This window comes from Streptomyces sp. NBRC 110028, assembly GCF_001417735.1.
Taxonomy (GTDB): Bacteria; Actinomycetota; Actinomycetes; order Streptomycetales; family Streptomycetaceae; genus Streptomyces.
This window is the reverse complement of sequence record NZ_BBUZ01000053.1, coordinates 1-19283: the sequence shown is the minus strand read 5'-3', so window position 1 is coordinate 19283 and position 19283 is coordinate 1. Positions and strand designations below refer to the sequence as shown.

21 protein-coding genes are annotated in these 19283 nt (G+C 71.2%); 11 read left to right on the top strand and 10 right to left on the bottom strand.

Annotation, left to right across the window (positions count from 1 at the left end; genetic code table 11):
- Positions 1-307 precede the first annotated feature (307 nt).
- Positions 308-1492 carry a macrolide family glycosyltransferase gene (locus ASC60_RS35640; RefSeq protein ID WP_199831143.1) on the top strand — a complete coding sequence of 395 codons (1185 nt, stop codon included), beginning with the start codon at positions 308-310 and terminating at the stop codon, positions 1490-1492.
- Here the strand turns inward: ASC60_RS35640 and ASC60_RS35635 are convergent.
- Positions 1464-2495 carry a Gfo/Idh/MocA family protein gene (locus ASC60_RS35635; protein WP_055557864.1) on the bottom strand — a complete coding sequence of 344 codons (1032 nt, stop codon included), beginning with the start codon at positions 2493-2495 and terminating at the stop codon, positions 1464-1466. The genes ASC60_RS35640 and ASC60_RS35635 overlap by 29 nt on opposite strands.
- A 185-nt stretch (positions 2496-2680) precedes the next feature.
- Between ASC60_RS35635 and ASC60_RS35630 the strand changes: the two genes are divergently transcribed.
- On the top strand, positions 2681-2929 hold the full coding sequence (locus ASC60_RS35630) for a hypothetical protein (protein ID WP_055557863.1): 249 nt from the start codon (positions 2681-2683) through the stop codon (positions 2927-2929).
- On the opposite strand, the gene ASC60_RS35625 is transcribed toward ASC60_RS35630, so the two are convergent.
- A complete protein-coding gene (locus tag ASC60_RS35625) occupies positions 2904-3359 on the bottom strand; it encodes an ATP-binding protein (protein WP_055557862.1) in 456 nt (151 codons plus the stop codon). The genes ASC60_RS35630 and ASC60_RS35625 overlap by 26 nt on opposite strands.
- A 168-nt stretch (positions 3360-3527) precedes the next feature.
- On the opposite strand from ASC60_RS35625, the gene ASC60_RS35620 reads away from it, so the two are divergent.
- The 3 genes from ASC60_RS35620 to ASC60_RS35610 all read left to right on the top strand — a co-directional run bounded on the left by ASC60_RS35620 (position 3528) and on the right by ASC60_RS35610 (position 5888).
- Positions 3528-4361 carry a helix-turn-helix transcriptional regulator gene (locus tag ASC60_RS35620; protein WP_055557861.1) on the top strand — a complete coding sequence of 278 codons (834 nt, stop codon included), beginning with the start codon at positions 3528-3530 and terminating at the stop codon, positions 4359-4361.
- Positions 4358-4606 carry a DUF397 domain-containing protein gene (locus tag ASC60_RS35615; RefSeq protein ID WP_055557860.1) on the top strand — a complete coding sequence of 83 codons (249 nt, stop codon included), beginning with the start codon at positions 4358-4360 and terminating at the stop codon, positions 4604-4606. Before ASC60_RS35620 ends, ASC60_RS35615 begins: the two co-directional genes overlap by 4 nt.
- Before the next feature lie 124 nt (positions 4607-4730).
- On the top strand, positions 4731-5888 hold the full coding sequence (locus ASC60_RS35610; RefSeq protein ID WP_055557859.1) for a Cmx/CmrA family chloramphenicol efflux MFS transporter: 1158 nt from the start codon (positions 4731-4733) through the stop codon (positions 5886-5888).
- On the opposite strand, the gene ASC60_RS35605 is transcribed toward ASC60_RS35610, so the two are convergent.
- Complete coding sequence (locus ASC60_RS35605; protein ID WP_234357273.1) at positions 5869-6453, bottom strand: hypothetical protein; 585 nt, start codon at positions 6451-6453, stop codon at positions 5869-5871. The genes ASC60_RS35610 and ASC60_RS35605 overlap by 20 nt on opposite strands.
- Positions 6454-6570: 117 nt before the next feature.
- On the opposite strand from ASC60_RS35605, the gene ASC60_RS35600 reads away from it, so the two are divergent.
- The 4 genes from ASC60_RS35600 to ASC60_RS35585 all read left to right on the top strand — a co-directional run bounded on the left by ASC60_RS35600 (position 6571) and on the right by ASC60_RS35585 (position 10419).
- Positions 6571-7608: a hypothetical protein gene (locus ASC60_RS35600; RefSeq protein WP_055557858.1), complete on the top strand. Its 1038-nt coding sequence runs from the start codon at positions 6571-6573 to the stop codon at positions 7606-7608.
- 194 nt (positions 7609-7802) lie between these two features.
- Positions 7803-9173 carry a ferric reductase-like transmembrane domain-containing protein gene (locus ASC60_RS35595; RefSeq protein ID WP_055557857.1) on the top strand — a complete coding sequence of 457 codons (1371 nt, stop codon included), beginning with the start codon at positions 7803-7805 and terminating at the stop codon, positions 9171-9173.
- 14 nt (positions 9174-9187) lie between these two features.
- Positions 9188-9634, top strand: a complete 447-nt coding sequence (locus ASC60_RS35590; protein ID WP_055557856.1) for an FMN-binding protein — start codon at positions 9188-9190, stop codon at positions 9632-9634.
- On the top strand, positions 9631-10419 hold the full coding sequence (locus ASC60_RS35585; RefSeq protein WP_234357272.1) for an FAD:protein FMN transferase: 789 nt from the start codon (positions 9631-9633) through the stop codon (positions 10417-10419). Before ASC60_RS35590 ends, ASC60_RS35585 begins: the two co-directional genes overlap by 4 nt.
- 21 nt (positions 10420-10440) lie before the next feature.
- On the opposite strand, the gene ASC60_RS35580 is transcribed toward ASC60_RS35585, so the two are convergent.
- The gene (locus ASC60_RS35580; protein WP_055557855.1) at positions 10441-10827 is read right to left on the bottom strand and encodes a DUF488 domain-containing protein; all 387 of its coding nucleotides are present in this window, start codon (positions 10825-10827) and stop codon (positions 10441-10443) included.
- Between the two features lie 51 nt (positions 10828-10878).
- Here ASC60_RS35580 and ASC60_RS35575 point away from each other — a divergent pair, with 51 nt between their 5' ends.
- Entirely contained in the window at positions 10879-11469 is a 591-nt protein-coding gene (locus ASC60_RS35575) for a pyridoxamine 5'-phosphate oxidase family protein (protein WP_055557854.1), read from the top strand.
- A gap of 87 nt (positions 11470-11556) precedes the next feature.
- Positions 11557-12555 carry a bile acid:sodium symporter family protein gene (locus tag ASC60_RS35570; protein WP_055557853.1) on the top strand — a complete coding sequence of 333 codons (999 nt, stop codon included), beginning with the start codon at positions 11557-11559 and terminating at the stop codon, positions 12553-12555.
- A gap of 356 nt (positions 12556-12911) precedes the next feature.
- Here the strand turns inward: ASC60_RS35570 and ASC60_RS35565 are convergent, their stop codons facing one another.
- The 6 genes from ASC60_RS35565 to ASC60_RS35540 all read right to left on the bottom strand — a co-directional run bounded on the left by ASC60_RS35565 (position 12912) and on the right by ASC60_RS35540 (position 19159).
- The gene (locus ASC60_RS35565; protein ID WP_055557852.1) at positions 12912-13472 is read right to left on the bottom strand and encodes an arginine repressor; all 561 of its coding nucleotides are present in this window, start codon (positions 13470-13472) and stop codon (positions 12912-12914) included.
- 19 nt (positions 13473-13491) lie between these two features.
- Positions 13492-14682, bottom strand: a complete 1191-nt coding sequence (locus ASC60_RS35560; RefSeq protein WP_079038843.1) for an acetylornithine transaminase — start codon at positions 14680-14682, stop codon at positions 13492-13494.
- Positions 14679-15617, bottom strand: a complete 939-nt coding sequence (gene argB / locus ASC60_RS35555) for an acetylglutamate kinase (RefSeq protein WP_055557851.1) — start codon at positions 15615-15617, stop codon at positions 14679-14681. The genes ASC60_RS35560 and argB overlap by 4 nt, the downstream gene beginning before the upstream one ends.
- Before the next feature lie 162 nt (positions 15618-15779).
- Complete coding sequence (gene argJ, locus ASC60_RS35550; RefSeq protein WP_055557850.1) at positions 15780-16937, bottom strand: bifunctional glutamate N-acetyltransferase/amino-acid acetyltransferase ArgJ; 1158 nt, start codon at positions 16935-16937, stop codon at positions 15780-15782.
- Positions 16934-17962: an N-acetyl-gamma-glutamyl-phosphate reductase gene (argC, locus tag ASC60_RS35545; protein ID WP_055557849.1), complete on the bottom strand. Its 1029-nt coding sequence runs from the start codon at positions 17960-17962 to the stop codon at positions 16934-16936. Before argC ends, argJ begins: the two co-directional genes overlap by 4 nt.
- Positions 17963-18064: 102 nt before the next feature.
- Entirely contained in the window at positions 18065-19159 is a 1095-nt protein-coding gene (locus tag ASC60_RS35540) for a hypothetical protein (RefSeq protein ID WP_055557848.1), read from the bottom strand.
- Positions 19160-19283 lie beyond the last annotated feature (124 nt).

Here is a 19283-nt window from a genome sequence, read left to right as displayed (position 1 = left end):
CGTGCCTTTCGGGAGTGCGCGTGAACGGCGCTCCCGGACGACCTGCCTATCGCCCGACCGTGACCCCGGAGGGGAGCACCCATGTCGATACGTTCACGGGTACCACCTCCTCGTTCTCTCGCACGGCCTCCGGAAAAGTAGCAGTGCTCGCCGAGGCCCGCCAACGGGTTTTCCGCAAAGGCTCCGCGATCACCGGCGAACATCCCCAACTACCGCCTCGCCAGGGGCACTTCACCAGGTGCGTACGGACTATCATGCCCTCGCCACACGCCCGCCCCCGTCCCGCGCCAGAAACGAGTGATCGCCCATGTCCCGTCGCCGCGCCCATATCGCGATGGTCGGCGTCCCCACCATCAGCCATATCCTGCCCAGCCTGCCGCTCATCCGTGAGCTGGTGGCCCGCGGGCACCGGGTCACCTACGCCAACGACCCGTCAGTGGCCGACCGGATCGAGTCCACCGGCGCGGAGCTGGTGCCCTGCACCTCCACGTTGCCCGTCGCGCACGGCGACTGGCCCGCCGATCCCATCGCCGCGGCGAGCCTCTTCCTGGACAACGCCGTCCAGGCGCTCCCGCAACTGCGCGCCGCCTACGACGACGATCCGGCCGACCTGTACCTCTACGACATCGGCGCCAGTGCCGCGCGTGCCCTCGCGGAGGCGCAGGGTCGTCCCCTCGTGCAGCTGTCCCCGACGTTCGTCGGATGGGAGGGCTTCCAGGAGGAGGTCGCGGTGCATCTGCGCAAGCTGCCGGGCGCCGACGCGTACCGGGAGAGGTTCGCGCGGTGGCTCGCCGACTGCGGTGCGACCACCACGGACGTGGACACGTTCTCCGGCCTGCCCGGCCGGGCGCTCGCCCTGATCCCGCGAGCGATGCAGCCGCACGCCGACCGGGTCGACACCGACAGGGTGTCCATCGTCGGTCCCTGCCTCGACACCGAAGCGGACACGCATGGCTGGACCCGCCCGGCGGCCGCGGACAACCTCATGCTGATCTCGCTCGGTTCGTCGTACACGCGCCAGCCGGCGTTCTACCGCCAGTGCGTCGCCGCCTTCGGCGACCTGCCCGGCTGGCACGTTGTCCTCCAGATCGGCAAGCACACCGACCCCGGCGAACTCGGCACCGTCCCGCCCAACGTCGAGGTGCACTCCTCCTGGATCCCGCAGCGGGCGATCCTGGAACAGGCCGACGCCTTCGTCACCCACGCCGGCATGGGCAGCTGCGGCATCGGGCTCCTCGCCGGTGTTGCCATGATCGCCGTGCCGCAGGCGGCCGAGCAGTTCATGAACGCCGACCGGCTCGTGGAACTCGGCGTCGCCCGCCGCGTGGACACCGCCGACGCCACCGCCGAGACCCTTCGGGCGGCGCTGAACGACCTGGTCAAGGATCCGGAACGTAACGTCCGGTCCAAGCAGTTGCAGGCCGACGCCCTGGCCGAGGGCGGCACCCCGCGCGCCGCCGACCTCATCGAGAACATGCTGGCCGCCCGCTGACGCGGACGGCTGCCTCGGCGATCCGGGCGAGCAGTTCGGCGGTACGCACTGTCGTGGCGGCCCATGCGGCGTGGCCCGGGTCCGCCCCCGTGGCCCGCGTCCGCCGTACCGCGTCGGCGAAGGAGGCCACCGAGTTGGCGAACTGGTGCTCGGCGGGGAGCACGATCTCCTCGGCGTGGTCCTGCTCGTCGATGCGGATCACCGGCGACATGGTGTGCGGCGGAGTGAACGCCCGGTCGACGATCAGTCGCGCCTTGCTGCCCCACAGCGTGTACATCGAGCCGTAGCTGTGCTCGAAGCCGAAGGCGAGCGCGGCGGTCGCCCCGGCCGTCGCCACGAGCAGGGCGCTGCCCGCCACGTCGACCCCCGCCTCCGGCCCCTCGCGCAGCGCGGAACCGGCGACGGTCAGCTCGTCGCCGAGGAAGTACTGCGCGAGCCGGACGGGATAGATCCCGGTGTCGAGGAGGGCCCCACCGCCGAGGTCCGCCCGATAGCGCACGTCGGTGGAGGGCAGCGGCGGGATGCAGAACGACGCCTGGACGTGCCGGAGTTCCCCGATGCGGTCGTCCGCCACCATGCCGGCCACCCGCCGGTGCAGCCCGTGGTGGACGAACGCGATGTTCTCCCGCAGGACCAGTCTTCGCTCCGCCGCCAGCCGCACCAGCTCCGCGGTGTCCTGTGGACTGGTGGTGAGCGGCTTTTCGGCCAGCACATGCTTGCCGTGGGTGAGCAGTTCACGCACCCATGGGTGGTGCAGGGCGTTGGGCAGCGAGACGTAGACGGCGTCGATGTCCTCGCGTTCGATCAGCTGCTCATAGCCCTGTACGGCGGCGCAGCCGAAGTGGGCGGCGAAGTCGTCGGCCTTCTTGCGGTCGCGGCTGGCGATGGCAACGACCGTGGTGTCCGGGCAGTCGCGCAACGCGGGGAGTGTCCTCCGCCGGGCGATCGATGACGCGCCGAGAACACCGACGCGAAGAGGGGCGGAACCGGAGGGCTTATCCATCGCTCAGTACCGCTCCTCTTCGTGTATCAGGCTGTGCAGACCGTACGACTCTCCGTTCACTTCTGAAAACTGTCTCAGCCCCATCTGGCAATCATGGCCGAAAGACAGCGGTGTCGGCGCCGGTGCGGTGATGCCACCATGGCTGACGGGCGGGGGCGGGCGATCGGCGGACCGAGGGGGAGTCGGTGGCGGACAAGAAGAACCAGATGCTGATATTCGGCGTGGTCGTGGTGGGCGTGCTGTGGATCAACGGCCACGGTGACGGCGACGACAAGGACGGCGGCAAGTCGCCCCAGCCGCACCAGACGGGGCGGTATCCCATCCACTTCCAGAAGGATGACGCGAAGAAGGACGACAAGAAGAAGGGCACCAAGAAGCCGGTGCCGCGCTCGACCGTCTCCTATCCGATCAAGTTCGGCCACCACGGCAAGTGAGGTCGATCTCGGCCCAGACCACCTTCCCCGGCCCCCGCCGCTCCGCCACGCCCCAGCGCGCGGCAAGCCCCGCGACCAGCAGCAGACCGCGCCCGGTCTCGGAGTCCGGCGGGGGTGCGGCGGGTGCGTCCTCGACGGGCGGCCGTCCCTCGGTGCGGGTGTCCGCCACCTCGACGCGGAGAGTGGCGGCGGTGCGGGTCAGTCGGACCTCGAAGTCCCGGCCGGGCACGCGACCGTGGGTGACGGCGTTGGCGGCGAGTTCGGCCACGATCGCGGCGATGAGGTCGGACGGCTGGCTGCGGTAGGGGAAGCCCCACGCGTCGAGTTGCTGGAGCACGAGCAGCCGGGCGAGGCGGGCGCCGCGTCGGGTGGAGCTGAAGCGTTGGGCGATCTGATCGGAAGTCGTTCCGGGATGCGCTGGGATTGACATGGCGTCACCGTTGCGGTTCGGCGAATGACCAGGCCAGATCACCTCCTCGTACTCTGCGTCACTGTACGAGTGCGGCTGGTGGACTGTACGCATAACGGACCGTGACCATGGCCGAGTTGGGCAGATAGTCAGGTTCAGTACACCAGGCACCATCGGAGGTGGCCGACGATGGCCGACAACTCGTGCGGCAACAACGAACCGGAGTCCACGGACAGCCTCAAGACGTTCGGGGCGATCGTCAAGGTCTTCCGAGAACGAGCGGGCTACACCCAGGAGCAACTGGCCCCGCTGCTCCAGTACTCGGTCCAGACACAGGCCTCGATCGAACAGGGTCGGCGGTTCCCGCAACGGGAGTACGTGGACCGGGCGGAGGACGTGCTCGATGCGTTCGGGGTGCTGCGGGCGGCGGCGAAGTGTCTGGTGCGGAAGCCGGGCTTGGCGGCGTGGTTCCGGCAGTGGGCCGCGCTGGAGGAACAGGCGATCAGCATCTGCATGTACGAGTGCAGGGCGATCCCTGGGCTCTTGCAGACGGAGGCGTATGCACGTGCGGTCTTCGACAGTGGCGTGCCGCCGCTCGCCGACGAGCAGATCGAGGCCCAGCTCGCTGCTCGCCAAGAGCGTCAACGCCTGCTCCGTGAGAGGCCCAACACCGCGTTCAGCTTCATCATCGAGGAGGCGCTGATCCGGCGCCGCACCGGTGGTGCGGACGTGACCCGAGAGCTCGTTGACCACCTCCTGGAGCACGCCGCCCTCCGGAACATCGAGCTCCAGCTCATGCCGCTGGTGTGCGAGGAGCACGCGGGGCTGAATGGACCCATCCGGTTGCTGGAGACCCCGGATAACGAGTGGTTCGGATACTCCGAAGCTCAGCGAGGCGGTTTGCTGATTTCTGACCGTAAGGACGTCAGCGTGCTCCAGATGCGGTATGCGAAACTGCGTTCACAGGCTCTCACCTCTGGGGACTCCGTGAGCCTGCTGAAGCAGATCCGAGGAGCGCTATGAGCAGCGAACTGGCCTGGTTCAAAAGCAGCTACTCCACCGGCGACGGCGACAGCTGCGTAGAGGTCGCCCTCTCCTGGCACAAGTCCACTTACAGCGGAAGCGACGGCGACGAATGCGTAGAGGTAGCCGCCTGCCCGGACACCATCCACGTGCGGGACTCCAAGGACAAGCAGGGGCCCCAGCTCGCCTTCTCCCCCACCGCATGGGCTTCCTTCGTGACCCACACGGCGGCGGACCGGGGTTAAGCTAGCCGCCATGTCCAGTCCCGAGGCATCCAGGCTCTAGCCACCGGTTCGTTCGGTGGCGCCTTCACCGAACCATCCGGTCATCGGCCCTCTTCTCTTCTTCGAGCCGATGCATGGAGCCTTCATGCCTTATGCCATCTACGTCCTGGGACTGGCGGTCTTCGCCCAAGGGACATCCGAATTCATGCTGTCCGGTCTCGTACCGGACATCGCAAGCGATCTGAATGTGTCCATCCCCGCCGCGGGCGCGCTGACGTCGGCGTTCGCGGTGGGGATGATCGTGGGGGCGCCGTTGATGGCGCTCCTCAGCATGCGGTGGCCACAGCGCCGCGCGCTGCTGGTGTTTCTGACGGCCTTCGTGGCCGTCCATGTCGTCGGTGCCCTCACCACCAGCTTCGCCGTGTTGCTGGCCACCCGGGTGCTGGGGGCGCTGGCCAATGCCGGGTTCCTGGCCGTGGGGCTCGCGACGGCGACCGGGATGGTCGAGCCGAGTGCCAAGGGGCGGGCCACGTCCGCGTTGCTGGGCGGGGTCACGCTCGCGTGTGTGGCCGGGGTTCCGGCCGGGGCCGTGCTGGGGCAGGTCTGGGGGTGGCGTTCGGCGTTCTGGGCGGTGGCGCTCGTCTCCGTACCGGCTCTCTTCGCGATCGTACGGTCCGTACCGCACCGGCCTCAGGCCACAAAGGCGCCGAGCGCACGCGGTGAGCTGCGGGCGCTGCGCGGTCCCCGGCTGCTGGTGACGCTGGGGCTGGGGATGCTGGTGAACGCGGCGACGTTCTGCACCTTCACCTTTCTGACGCCGCTCATCACGAACGTGAGCGGCCTGAACGAGTCCTGGGTGCCGGTCGTGCTGGCGCTGTTCGGGTTCGGGTCGTTCGCCGGGGTGACGGTCGCCGGGCGGTGGTCGGACGCCCGGCCGATGCTGGTGCTGGTGCCGGGCGGGGCGGCCCTGCTCGTCGGCTGGCTGCTGCTGTCGGTGGGCGCGGACCAGCCGGGGGTGGCGATCGTGTTGGTGCTGGTGCAGGGCGCGCTGTCGTTCGGTGTGGGGTCCACGCTGATCACGCGGGCGCTGTACGCGGCGGCCGAAGCGCCCGCGCTGGGCGGGGCGTTCGCGACCGCCGCGCTCAATGTGGGCGCGGCGGTCGGTCCGGCTCTCGGCGGGCTCACGCTGGGCGCGGGGCTGGGCTACCGCTCGCCGGTCTGGGTGAGCGCGCTGCTGGTGGCACTGGCCTTCGCCGTGGCGGGCCTGGCGCGGCCGGCGTCGGCTAGCCGCCTCGGACGATGAGGAACAGGAACCAGAGGATGGGCACCAGCGCGACGTACGACGCCGGGCGCTGAAGCACGGACTTTCCGGGGTCGGGGCGCGCCACATGGGTGGCGGGTCCCGGCTCCGGGAGCTTGTTGAGCTTCCCCCGGACCACCAGGTTGTTGATGATCGTGTACGGGTTGAAGATGAACAGCGAGAACGGGCTCCACCAGCCCTGCCACAGCGTGTTGGTCGTCGCCTGCCGACGCATCGCCGTACCGCACGTACGGCAGAACGGGCCCTGCCACTTCAGGAACCGCATCATCAGCAGCATGCCGACGTGGCCGCGGATGGTGACCTCCACCGCCGGATACGCCGCGCAGATCCGGCAGGTGGGCGGCTGCGGAACCCCGGCCATCGGCTGGCCGTAACCGGGCATCTGGTGTGCCTGGGGGTAGCCGGGTGCCGGTTGCGGGTGCCCGTACGGGGTCTGGGGCGGCGCGGCGGCGTACGGGTTCCCCTGGGGCGGGGCGGAGGCGTACGGGTTCCCCTGCGGCGGCGCGGAAGCGTACGGGTTCCCCTGCGGCGGGGGCGGCATGGACATGGGATTCCTTACAACGAACGACGTGGTCAGCGATCATACGACTCCGTAATCCGCCGACTTCCGGGCCACCCGCTAGGCTGGTCGACTCGCCTCCGTCCACCACGCCGGGAGCGCCGCGTGATCCTGCACCGCAACACCGACCGGGCCATCGTCCAGTGCGACCAGTGCCCTGGCCGGCCGACCCTCCCCACCCACCTCGAGGACATCGACACCCGGAAGTGCGTGCGGTGTCAGGGTGAGCAGCGCTGGCTGCCGCAGCCGCATCCGGAGGACCATCTGTGCACGGTCTGCCGCCGGGAGTGCCCGGTGTGCCAGGCGGTCACCGACCAGGAGGGCAGGCCCTGCCGCGGTTGCCAGGGCCGCTGCCGCACCTGCTCCGCGCCGCTGTCCGAGCGCCCGGCCTCCGCCGAGGCCCCCACCCGCGTCGAGCCCGACAAGCGCAAGGACAAGCACCGCCGCTGGACGCGCACCTACTACCCCCGTGCCTGGGACCAGTGCGATGCCTGCCGGCGCACGGCCACCACCACCGACCCCGTCCGCGCCGTTCTCTCCGCGCTGCCGGGCAAGCTGCTGCGCGCCTGCGGGGGCGGCGTGCCCCCGGCCGTTGTGCAGACCGTGCGCGAGGAGCTGCTCCGGCAGCCCGCCACCCGGCTGATCGCGCGGATCGAGCGCCGCTGGTGGACCACGTGGGCCGGCCGGCCCCTCGAACGTGAAGCCGACGCGGGAGAGGACGGTTACCGGCCCGACGATGTCGCGATGTGGCTGCTGGCGGCCACCTCGTGTGCGGGGCGGTGCGAAGACGGCTGGCACCCCGCCCCGGCCGACCGGCCGACCGAGGACGACCAGCCGTGCGGCGTCTGCCGTGGCGGATGGCTCCTGCCCGGCCACGGCCCCGACCGCCGCCCCGACGAGGATGACGACCGGGCCGAGAACCAGGCGCAGGCCGCGCCCACGGCCACCAACCGCACCCCGGCCCAAGCGGTCGCCTACCGCCCGCCGCACCGCGAATGCGAAGGCCGGGGCGGCACCTGCGGCCGCCCCGTCGCCGATCCCCACACCCAGTGCCCCTCCTGCCTGGGCTGGCCCCGCTGCGTGTGCGGCGCCCCCTACGACCCCGGTCGGGGGGACGCCTGCCGTACGTGTTCCGGTGGCTGAGGAGTCGTCTTGCGGGGGGCGCCGTGACGTTCGGCTGATCAGCCGTACCGGTTCGTGTCCCGGTCCATCGGCTCCCTCGAAGCCATGGAGTTCGAGGGCGCGTACCGCAAATTTGTGAATTCCGTCGGCCTTTGAGTCATCGTCCGCTCCCAGCCGTACCCCTGTGCACCGGAGCCATAGGAAGGGGACGGGCCGTGACGACGCTATTGAACAGCCGGGCCGGTCGGCGGCTGGCCCTGCGCCAGATTCGGCCACGGCGCTCCCCCGCCGTGCCGCTGGTGCTGCTGAGCTGGGCAGGGGCGGCCGCGGTGCTGTCGCTGTGGTGGATGAACACCCCGAACGTCACCGGCAACGCCGCCTGGCTGAACGGTGCCGGGCGGCTCAGCGGACTGCTCGCCGGGTACGTCCTGGCGCTGGTGGTGCTGCAGATGGCGCGGGTGCCCGCGCTGGAGCGGCGGGTGGGGTCGGACCGGGTGGCGCGGTGGCACGCGATGAGCGGGCGGTACGCGCTGTGCCTGATCCTCGCCCATGTGGGCCTGATCATCGCGGGGTACGCGACCCAGGCCGGCGTCTCGTTCGTCGCGCAGACCGAGACGATGGTGCTCACCTTCCCCGACATGCTCGAAGCGACGGCCGGCACGGTGACCCTGGTGGTGATCGGGCTGGTCTCGGCCGGGATGGTGCGCCGGAGGCTCCCGTACGAGGTCTGGTACTACCTGCATCTGCTCACCTACGCCGCCGTCTTCCTGACCTTCTGGCACCAGCTCAGCAACGGCGCCGAGTTCGTGGGCGACATGACGGCGCAGACCGCGTGGTACGTGCTGTACGGCGCGGTCAGCGCGCTGGCGATCTGGTACCGGCTACTGGTGCCGCTGCGGCTGAACCTGCGGCACCGGATGCGGGTGGAGGCGGTCGTCCAGGAGGCGCCCGGGATCGTCTCGGTGCTGATCAAGGGGCGCAAGCTGCACCGGATCGGCGCGGAGGCCGGGCAGTTCTTCCGGTGGCGGTTCCTGGCCCCGGGGCTGCGGTGGGGCTCCCATCCGTACTCGCTGTCCGCCCCGCCCCGGCCCAACCTGCTGCGGATCACGGTGAAGGCGGTGGGCGGGCACAGCACGGGGCTCGCCGAGCTGAAGCCGGGGACCCGGGTGTGGGCGGAGGGGCCGTACGGGGCGATGACCGCGTCCCGCCGCAGCCAGGGCAAGGTGCTGATGATCGCCGGTGGGGCGGGCATCACCCCGATCCGGGCCCTGTTCGAGACGCTGCCCGGCAAGGGCGGCGACCTGACCCTGCTCTACCGCGCCCGGACCATCGAGGACTTGGCGCTGTGGAGCGAGCTGAAGCAGATCGCGACCGAGCGCGACGCCCGGCTGCTGTACGCCGTCAACGGCCCGGACGGGGCCCGGCCGGAGATCAGCGCGGAGCGGCTGCGGGCGCTGCTGCCCGACATCGACGAGCACGACGTCTATCTGTGCGGGCCTCCGGGCCTGACCGAGCACGCGTACGAGGCGCTGCACGACGCGGGGGTCCCCGACCGCCGTATCCATCATGAATCCTTCGAGCTGTGACCTGAGGTGGAGCCATGAAGAGGAAACATCCGCTGCGCCGTATCGTCCTGGGCACGGCCGCCACCGTCGCCGGTGTGGTGGCGCTGCTCGCGCTGAAGCAGCCCGCCGGCGGCCAGAACGTCGCCGGGCCCCCGGCCGGGCAGGCCCCGCCGCCCGTCGCGGCCACCGCGCCGGGTGCGGGCGGGGGCGGGCAGACCGTCACCGGTGACGTCGTCGACACGCAGTACGGGCCGGTGCAGGTCAGCGTGACCATGAGCGGCGGGAAGATCACCGCCGCGCAGGCCGTCAAGACGCCGAACTCCGGACCGCGCAGCGACCAGATCGCCAAGGACTCCATCCCCCAGCTCAACCAGCAGGCGGTGTCCGCCGCGAAGGTCGACACCGTCTCCGGTGCGACGTACACCAGCGAGGGCTACTCCAAGTCCTTGCAGAGCGCTCTCGACAAGGCGGGTACCAAATGACGTACGGCGATGACCAGTCCCTGCGCCATGTCGAACACGTCATGGGCACCGTCTTCTCCTTCGACCTGCGCGAGGTCCACGACGCCGACCGGCCCCGGGTGCTGGCCGCGCTGGACGGGGCCGTGGTGGGGCTGCACCGGGTGGACGAGCTGTTCTCCACGTACCGCCAGGACAGCCAGATCAGCCGTCTGGGACGCGGGGAGCTGACGCTGTCGAGTTGCGAACCGGAGGTACGGGACGTGCTGGACCTGTGCGAGGAGATCTCGTACCGCAGCGACGGCTGGTTCACCGCGCGCTACGCCGGGCAGCGGGCCGATCCGACCGGCCTGGTCAAGGGCTGGGCCGTCGAGCGCGCCGCCCGGATGCTGGCCTCGGCGGGCGCCGGTTCGGTGTGCGTCAACGGCGGCGGCGACGTGCAGGTCCACGGCGGTCCGTGGCGGGTGGGCATCGCCGACCCGAGGCGGCGCGGTGAGCTGCTGGCGGTGGTGGAGGCGCACGGCGAGCTGGCGGTGGCCACCTCGGGCCCGGCCGAGCGGGGCTGCCACATCCTGGACCCCCACACCGGCCGCCCCCCGGCGGACGGCCTCGCCTCGGTGACGGTGATCGGCACCAGCTTGACGGAGGCGGACGCCTGGGCGACGGCGGCCTGCGCGATGGGCGCCGAGCGCGCCCGCCCGTGGCTGCAGCGGCAGCCGGGCGCGGAGGCGTTCGCGGTGACGGCGGAGGGGACGACGTGGCAGACAAGCGGTTTCGCGCGTTTTTCGGCTGAGCTGTGCGTCTCGTGACCGGAGTGCGTCTGCCGGCGGTCAGCGGTGGCCGCGTACCGCGTCCGCCAGGAGGCCCACGTGGCCGTGGCTCAGGTCCTTCACGGCCGTGAGGAGCGTGAGGGTGCCCTGCCCGGCCAGCTCGCGGAGGTGGTCCACGGCCTCGCGGCGCTCCGGTTCGGCCAGCTCCGCGCGATACCGCCGGGCGAACTCCGCGAACCGCTCCGGCTCGTGTCCGTACCAGCGGCGCAGCTCGGTCGAGGGCGCGGCGGCCTTGGCCCATTCGTCCAGCCGGGCGTCTTCCTTCGCCAGGCCGCGCGGCCAGATCCGGTCCACCAGGACACGGGTGCCGTCGTCCGGCTCCGGGGTGTCGTACACGCGGCGGACCCGGATCCCGGGGCGGTGCCGCCGACTGTTCTTGTCTGCCATGTCTCCATCGAATCATCCCTGTGGCGTCGACCCCGGCGGATAATGCGCCACATGGGAAAGGTGTACGAACGCATCGATGGCAGACTTCGCACATTTATCGAACAGCAGAAGATTTTCTTCACCGCCACCGCGCCACTGGCCGGGGACGGCACCGTGAACCTCTCGCCCAAAGGGGTGTCCGGTTCGTTCGCCGTGCTGGACGAACTGACCGTGGCCTACCTGGACTTCTCCGGGAGCAACGCGGAGACCATCGCCCATCTGCGGGAGAACGGCCGCATCACGCTGATGTGGTGCGCCTTTGACGGGCCGCCGAACATCGTGCGGGTGCATGGGCGGGGTGAGGTGGTGTTCCGCGACGATCCGCGCTTCGCCGGGCTGGTCAAGCACTTTCCGGGGGTCGATGTGCGCGCGCACGGGCTGCGGGCGGTCATCGTGGTGACGGCCGAACTGATCCGGGACATGTGTGGGTACGCGGTGCCGTATCTGGACTACCGCGAGGACCGCACGCTGCACGCCCAGCGGTTTCGGCGCGAGGACGACGAGGAGAAGCTGACCGCCTACTGCGAGCGGAAGGACCATGTCGCCAGCAGTCTGGACGGGCTGCCGGGGTTGCCGCTGCCGTTGCCGCCGCTTTCGTTGTAGACGCTTTCGTCGTAACCGCTTTCGTTGTAGCGACCAGATATCGAGACGGTCTTGCGTGGTGGGGGTCGCGCGGCGTTCGATCACGCCGTGCGATCCGAATCCAAGAGCCCCGCAACGGACTCCCCCTCGTCATCGGCGGAGCCCGCTGCCGGGTCCGCCGACCGGGCGGCCCGGCGGGCCGTCACCGTCTTCCCCCTGCTCGTCCTCGCCGCCGGAGTGGCGGGCCTGAGCACGCCCGGCACCTTCACCGGCTGGGCCCCGAGCGTTCCCTATCTGCTCGGCGTGATCATGTTCTGCATGGGGCTCACCATGACCCCTGCCGATTTCACGGGTGTGGTGAAACGGCCCTGGGCGGTGGCGCTCGGGCTGGTCGCCCACTATGTGATCATGCCCGGTCTGGGCTGGCTCATCGCCAACGGCCTCGGGCTGTCACCGCAGTTGGCGGCCGGCGTCATCCTGGTCGGCTGCGCGCCCAGCGGTACGGCGTCCAATGTGGTGACGTACCTGGCGCGGGGTGATGTGGCGCTGTCCGTCTCGGTCGCCACCGTCTCCACGGTGCTCGCCCCGCTCGTCACCCCGCCGCTGACGCTGCTGCTGGCCGGGGAGTTCCTGCCGGTGGACGCGCAGTCGATGGTCACCGACATCCTGAAGACGGTGCTGCTGCCGGTGGTGGGCGGCCTGGTCGTACGGCTGGTGGCGGGGCGTTACATCGCGCGGGTGCTGGGGGTGCTGCCGTGGCTGTCCGCCGTGACGATCGGCGTGATCGTGGCGGTCGTCGTCGCGGGCAGCGCGGATGCGATCCGGTCGGCGGCGGGGCTGGTGCTGCTGGCGGTCGTTCTGCACAACGGGCTGGGGCTGGCGCTGGGGTACGCGGCGGGCAAGGCCGCGCGGCTGGGCGCGCCGGCGAGCCGGGCGATGGCGTTCGAGGTCGGCATGCAGAACTCCGGGCTGGCGGCCTCTCTTGCCGCTGCCCACTTCAGCCCCCTCGCCGCTTTGCCCGCGGCCGTCTTCTCGGTGTGGCACAACGTGTCGGGGTCCGTGGTCGCGGCGTGGATGGCGCGGCGGGCCCGCAGGTCGGCCGGTTGACGGCCGTCACACCACGGCCGGTTCCCACGCCCGGCCGGCTTCCCACGGCCACGCGCACCACAACGACGTCGCCCGGTGCCCCTGGCCAGTGATGGGATTCCTCGGCGTGGGGCGTGTCGCAGGCATCATCCGTGCACCTCCGGAAAGCAGGTACGCCGGGGGCCGGGCGGGATGGGCCCGGTGTCGCCACTGAACGCGCGTGGGCGGGCCGACAGCCCCCGGACCGAAAGGGAGATTTCCCCTTACAGCCAGACTATGCCGACGTTCCGGGACCTGCCACGGCGGAGCCTGTCTGCCCGCACCGGCCCGGCGCGTCGTCTGTCACCGACGTGCCGGGACCACATGAGCGGCTCGACTCAGGGGGCCTTCTGGGCCAGGCGGAGGAGGTGGTCGGCCAGGGCCTGGCCGCCGCCGGGGTCGCGGCTGATGAGGAGCACCGTGTCGTCGCCCGCGATCGTGCCGAGGATGACGTGCAACTCCGCCGAGTCGATGGCCGAGGCCAGGAACTGGGCCGCGCCGGGCGGGGTGCGCAGGACGACGAGGTTGGCCGACGCCTCCGCGGAGATGAGGAGTTCGCCCGCCAGCCGCGCCATCCGCGCCTCGCTCGCCGACTCGCCGAGCGGTGCGCGCGGCGTGCGGTCGCCGCCTTCGCTCGGCACCGCGTAGATCAGCTCACCGCCGGTGTTGCGGATCTTCACCGCGCCCAGTTCGTCCAGGTCGCGGGAGAGCGTCGCCTGGGTGACGGACAGTCCGTCGTCGGCGAGGAGCTTCGCGAGCTGGCTCTGGGAGCGGACCGGCTGCCGGTTCAGGATGTCCACGATCCGGCGGTGGCGGGCGGTGCGGGTCTGCGGCACGGACGGTCCGTTGTGGTGCGCGTCGGCGTCGTGCCCCGCCTCGGTGTGCTGGGCCTCGGTCATCGTCTCGTCAGTCTCCGGATCATCGTTCCCCTTGGCCCTCGTGTGCGGCGTCCAGGACGGCGGGCAGCTCCCGGAGCAAGGTGTCCACCGCGTCGTCGCCGACGACGAGCGGCGGCGCGAGCCGGACCACATCCGGCCCGGTCGCGTTCACCAGGAGTCCCGCGTCCTGAGCCGCCTGCTGCACCTGCGGCGCGAGGGGCTCTGTGAGCACGATACCGAGCAGCAGCCCCGCGCCACGGACCTGGCCGATCAATGCGTGGTCGAGCGATTCGATTCCGTCACGCAGCCGCTCCCCCGCCCGCTTGACGCGGTCGAGGATGCCGTCGGCCGCGATCGTGTCGAGGACGGCGACGGCGGCGGCGCAGCTGACGGGGTTCCCGCCGAAGGTGGACCCGTGCTGACCTGGGGTCAGCAGGTCGGCGGCGGGGCCGAAGGCGACGGTGGCGCCGATGGGCAGGCCGCCGCCGAGACCCTTGGCGAGGGTGACGACATCGGGTTCGACGCCCTGCGCCTGGTGCTCGAACCAGTGTCCGGTACGGCCGATTCCGGTCTGTACCTCGTCGACCACGAGCAGCGTGCCGGTGGCCCGGGTGATCTCGCGGGCGGCGGCGAGGTAGCCCGCCGGGGGGACGATGACGCCGTTCTCGCCCTGGATGGGCTCGACGATGACCAGAGCGGTGTCGGTGGTGACGGCCGCGCGCAGCGCCTCGGCGTCGCCGTACGGCACATGGGTGACCTCGCCCGGCAGCGGAAGGAACGGTTCCTGCTTGGCGGGCTGGCCGGTCAGGGCGAGCGCGCCCACGGTCCGGCCGTGGAAGCCGCCCTCGGTGGCGACCATATGGGTACGGCCGGTCCGCCGCCCGATCTTGAAGGCGGCCTCGACGGCCTCCGCGCCGGAGTTGGAGAAGTAGACCCGCCCGCTGCGGCCGAAGAGCTGGAGCAGGCGCTCGGCGAGCGCCAGCGGGGGCTCGGCGACGAAGAGGTTCGAGACGTGGCCGAGCGTGGCGACCTGGTCGGATACGGCCCGTACGACGGCGGGGTGGGCGTGGCCGAGGGAGTTGACGGCGATACCGCTGACGAAGTCGAGGTATTCCTTGCCGTCCGCGTCCCACACCGTGGCGCCCTCGCCGTGGGTGAGCGGGACGCGCGGCGTCCCGTAGTTGTCCATCATCGCGCCCTGCCAGCGCCGCGTCAGCTCCGCGTTGCTCACTGGTCCGCCCCCTCGTCATCGGCGTCCGGCACGACCATCGTGCCGATGCCCTCGTCCGTGAAGATCTCCAGCAGGATCGAGTGCTGCACCCGCCCGTCGATGACGCGCGCGGTGGTGACGCCGTTGCGTACGGCGTGCAGACAGCCCTCCATCTTGGGCACCATGCCGCTGGCCAGGTCCGGCAGCAGCTTCTCCAACTCGCTCGCACCGAGCTGGCTGATCACCTCGTCGCTGTTCGGCCAGTCCGCGTACAGGCCCTCGACGTCGGTGAGGACCATCAGCGTCTCGGCGCGCAGCGCGGCGGCCAGCGCGGCCGCCGCCGTATCGGCGTTGACGTTGTAGACGTGGCCGTCGTCGGCGCTGCGCGCTATGGAGGAGACGACGGGGATGCGGCCGTCGTCCAGCAGCGCCTGGATGGCGCCGGTGTCGATCTCGGTGATCTGGCCGACCCGCCCGATGTCCACCTGTTCGCCGTCGATCTCGGCGAAGTGCTTGGTGGCGGACATCAGATGGGCGTCCTCGCCGGTCATGCCGACGGCGAGCGGACCGTGCTGGTTGAGCAGCCCGACCAGCTCGCGCTGCACCTGCCCGGCCAGCACCATCCGTACGACGTCCATCGCGTCGTCGGTGGTGACCCTCAGGCCCGCCTTGAACTCGCTGACCAGGCCGTGCCGGTCGAGCTGGGCGCTGATCTGCGGGCCGCCGCCGTGGACGACGACCGGGCGCAGCCCGGCGTGCCGGAGGAAGACGACGTCCTGGGCGAACGCGGCCTTCAGCTCCTCGTCCACCATGGCGTTGCCGCCGAACTTGATGACGACGGTCTTGCCGTGGTGGCGGGTCAGCCACGGCAGCGCCTCGATGAGGATGCGGGCCTTGGGGAGGGCGGTGTGTTTACGAGCCGGGCTTTTTCGCTCTTGCGAGTGATTGACCGTCATATCAGACTTCCGGAAGACTCTCGTTTCAGCCGCCGGGCGGGCGGTGCTGGCCTGTGGAGGCGGTGTAAGACCTGTCTCGGACGCGTCCGAGCCGGGCAGTCGCCGTTGAAGCAGGAACCCTCGTCGGTGACGGCGGGGACCCGCGACAACCAAGCGGGCACGTCAAGAGGAGTACGCGCTGTTCTCATGGACGTAGTCGGCCGTCAGGTCGTTGCCCCAGATCACCACGGACTCACCGCCTGCCGCGAGGTCCGCGGTGATCCGGACCTCGCGGTAGCGCATGTCGACCAGCTCGCGGTCCTCGCCGACCGAACCGTTCTTGCAGACCCAGACGTCGTTGATGGCGACGTTGAGCTGGTCGGGCTCGAAGGTGGCGGAGGTGGTGCCGATCGCGGAGAGCACCCGGCCCCAGTTGGGGTCCTCGCCGTGGATGGCGCACTTGAGGAGGTTGTTGCGGGCGATGGAGCGGCCCACCTCCACGGCGTCGTCCTCGGTGGCGGCGCCGATGACCTCGATGCGGATGTCCTTGGAGGCGCCCTCCGCGTCCGCGATCAGCTGCCGCGCGAGGTCGGCGCAGACGGTGCGGACCGCCTCGGCGAACTCGTCCGCGGCGGGGGCGACCCCGGAGGCGCCGGAGGCCAGCAGCAGCACGGTGTCGTTGGTCGACATGCAGCCGTCGGAGTCGATCCGGTCGAAGGTGGTGCGGGTGGCAGCGCGCAGCGCGGTGTCCAGCGCGGCGGCCTCCACGTCGGCGTCGGTGGTGAGCACGACGAGCATGGTGGCCAGGCCCGGGGCCAGCATGCCCGCGCCCTTGGCCATGCCGCCGACGGTCCACGTCCCGTCCGGACCGGTGGCGACGGCCGTCTTGTGGACGCTGTCGGTGGTCTTGATGGCGATGGCGGCCTTCTCGCCGCCGTGCTCGCCGAGGGCCGCGGCGGCCGTCTCGATGCCGGACAGCAGGCGTTCCATGGGCAGCCGGATGCCGATGAGCCCGGTGGAGGCGATGGCGATCTCACCCGCGCTGTGCCCGAGGACGTCGGCGGTCTTCTCGGCGGTCGCGTGGGTGTCCTGGAAGCCGAGCGGGCCGGTGCAGGCGTTGGCGCCGCCGGAGTTGAGGACGACGGCGGAGACCTGGCCACCCTTCAGGACCTGCTCGGACCAGAGCACCGGGGCGGCCTTGACGCGGTTGGAGGTGAAGACGCCCGCGGCGGCCAGCCGTGGTCCGTTGTTGACGACGAGAGCGAGATCGGGGTTCCCGTTCTCCTTGATCCCTGCCGCGACGCCGGAGGCGGTGAAGCCCTTGGCTGCCGTCACACTCATGGAGCGACTCCGATCGTGGAAAGTCCCAGCTCCTCGGGGAGACCGAGGGCGATGTTCATGCTCTGGACCGCGCCGCCCGCGGTGCCCTTGGTGAGGTTGTCGATCGCGCTGATCACGATGACCCGGCCCGCCGCCTCGTCGAGGGCGACCTGGAGCAGGGCGGTGTTGGATCCGTACACGGCGGCGGTGGAGGGCCACTGCCCCTCCGGCAGGAGGTGGACGAACGGTTCGTCGCCCAGCGCCTTCTCGTACGCGGCCCGCAGCGTCCCCGCCGTCACGCCGGGCTTCGCCGGGGCGCTGCAGGTGGCCAGGATGCCGCGGGACATGGGGGCGAGGGTCGGGGTGAAGGAGACCGAGACCCGCTCCCCCGCCGCGGCCGACAGGTTCTGGATCATCTCCGGGGTGTGCCGGTGGCCACCGCCCACGCCGTACGGGCTCATGGACCCCATGACCTCGCTGCCCAGCAGATGCGGCTTGGGCGACTTGCCCGCGCCCGAGGTCCCGGTGGCGGCGACGATCACGGCGTCGGGCCCGGCCAGCCCGGCCGCGTACGCCGGGAACAGCGCGAGCGAGACGGCGGTGGGGTAACAGCCGGGAACCGCGACGCGCTTGGACCCCTCCAGCGCGGCGCGGGCCCCCGGCAGCTCGGGGAGGCCGTACGGCCAGGTGCCGGCGTGCGGCGAACCGTAGAACTTCTCCCAGTCGGCCGCGTCCTCCAGCCGGAAGTCCGCACCGCAGTCGATCACCAGCACCTCGTCGCCCAGCTGCTCGGCGACGGCGGCGGACTGCCCGTGCGGCAGCGCGAGGAACACCACGTCGTGCCCGGCCAGCGCCTCGGCCCCGGTCGGCGCCAGCACCCGGCCGGCCAGCGGGACCAGGTGCGGCTGGAGGGAGCCGAGCGGCTGTCCGGCGTTGGTGTTGCCGGTCAGCGCGCCGATCTCGGCCTCGGGGTGCGCGAGCAGCAGCCGCAGCAGCTCACCGCCCGCGTATCCACTCGCTCCCGCCACCGCTGCGCGTATCGCCATTGCCATCCTCCCTCACGGATGGCATGACTATACGTTCGATGGCAGCTTTATGCAAAGAATATTCAGGCAGGGCTTAACCTGCCTGAGCGCGCCGGGCGCCCCCTAGGACCGGGTCGCCCTCCCGCACTCGTCCGCGGCGGGCCCGCCGCGGACGACCGGCGTGCTGCGGTCATACGGGTCGACCTCCGCGCCGGCCTCGTCCGCGCGGCGGTCCGTGCCGAAGGGCGGGACGAAGTAGCCGGTGGGGGCGCCGCAGCCGCCGTTGGTCATGGCGTACTTGTACGAGACGATCGAGAACGTGCCCGGCTCGGTGATCACCTTGTCCGGGTCGTCCCAGCTCAGAACCAGCTCGCGCCGGACGATCGTGCGCACGATCTCGTCGTCGCCGCCCGCGTCCGCGCGGCTGACCGGGTAGACGAAGGTGACGTCGGCGGTCACCCGGAGCGCGCCGCGCTCACCCTCCCGGTAGGTGAGCCGGCCCCGGGTCTTCACGACGTCGCCGACCAGGTGGGTGCGGGAGGGCTGGAAGCGGCTGAAGAGGAGGAGCGGGTCGTTCTTCTCGTTCGGGCTGCGGAACGCGGTCTTCAGAAGGTCCTGTACGTCCTTCTGGTGCGGGTTGATCAGTGCGACCGCCTTGTCGGGGCGCTCACCCCGCAGCACCCCGCGGTCCAGGCCGGACGCGACGAGGAAGTCCCGGCTGCGGGCGAGGGCCCGCTCGACCCCGGCCGCGCTCATCCAGCCGACCGCCCCGGCCTCCGGCACGGTGATCCCCTCCGCTCCGCTCGCCCAGCTCGCCGCCGGCGAGCCGCGGAACGGCTCCTTCGTGGTGGGCCGCCGGGCCGCCTCCGCCGGGGGTGCCCCGGTCGGGCGGGCGGTCTCGGCCGCCAACGGCGGGGAGTCTCCACCTGCGAACAGATCCACTGCCCACCCCGGCGCGAGCGCCACCACCAGCAGCACCAGCGAGGCCAGCAGCCCTGCCACGTACCAGCCCGTGCGCCGCCTGGGCCTCGCGGGCGGGTAGCCGCGCCGGCCCTCCATCTCTCGGCCGGGCTCCGCACGCAGCCGGTTCGCCACGCCGCGGGCCCGCGCCGACGGCTCCTTGGGCGCGTCGGCGGTACCCGCCACCGACTCGCGCAGAAACCGCTCCCACTCCTCGTCAGATCTGGACGAGCCATCCGGCTCCGTACCCGCACCCATCCCCAGCCCCCTGGCACTCAGCAGAACGCGGCCCACTCCCCTGGGACGCGTCCGCATAATGACACAGAGCGCCGACAACGAGGCCGGACGCGGCAGCCTCACCGTTCCTCATCAGTGAGCGGGA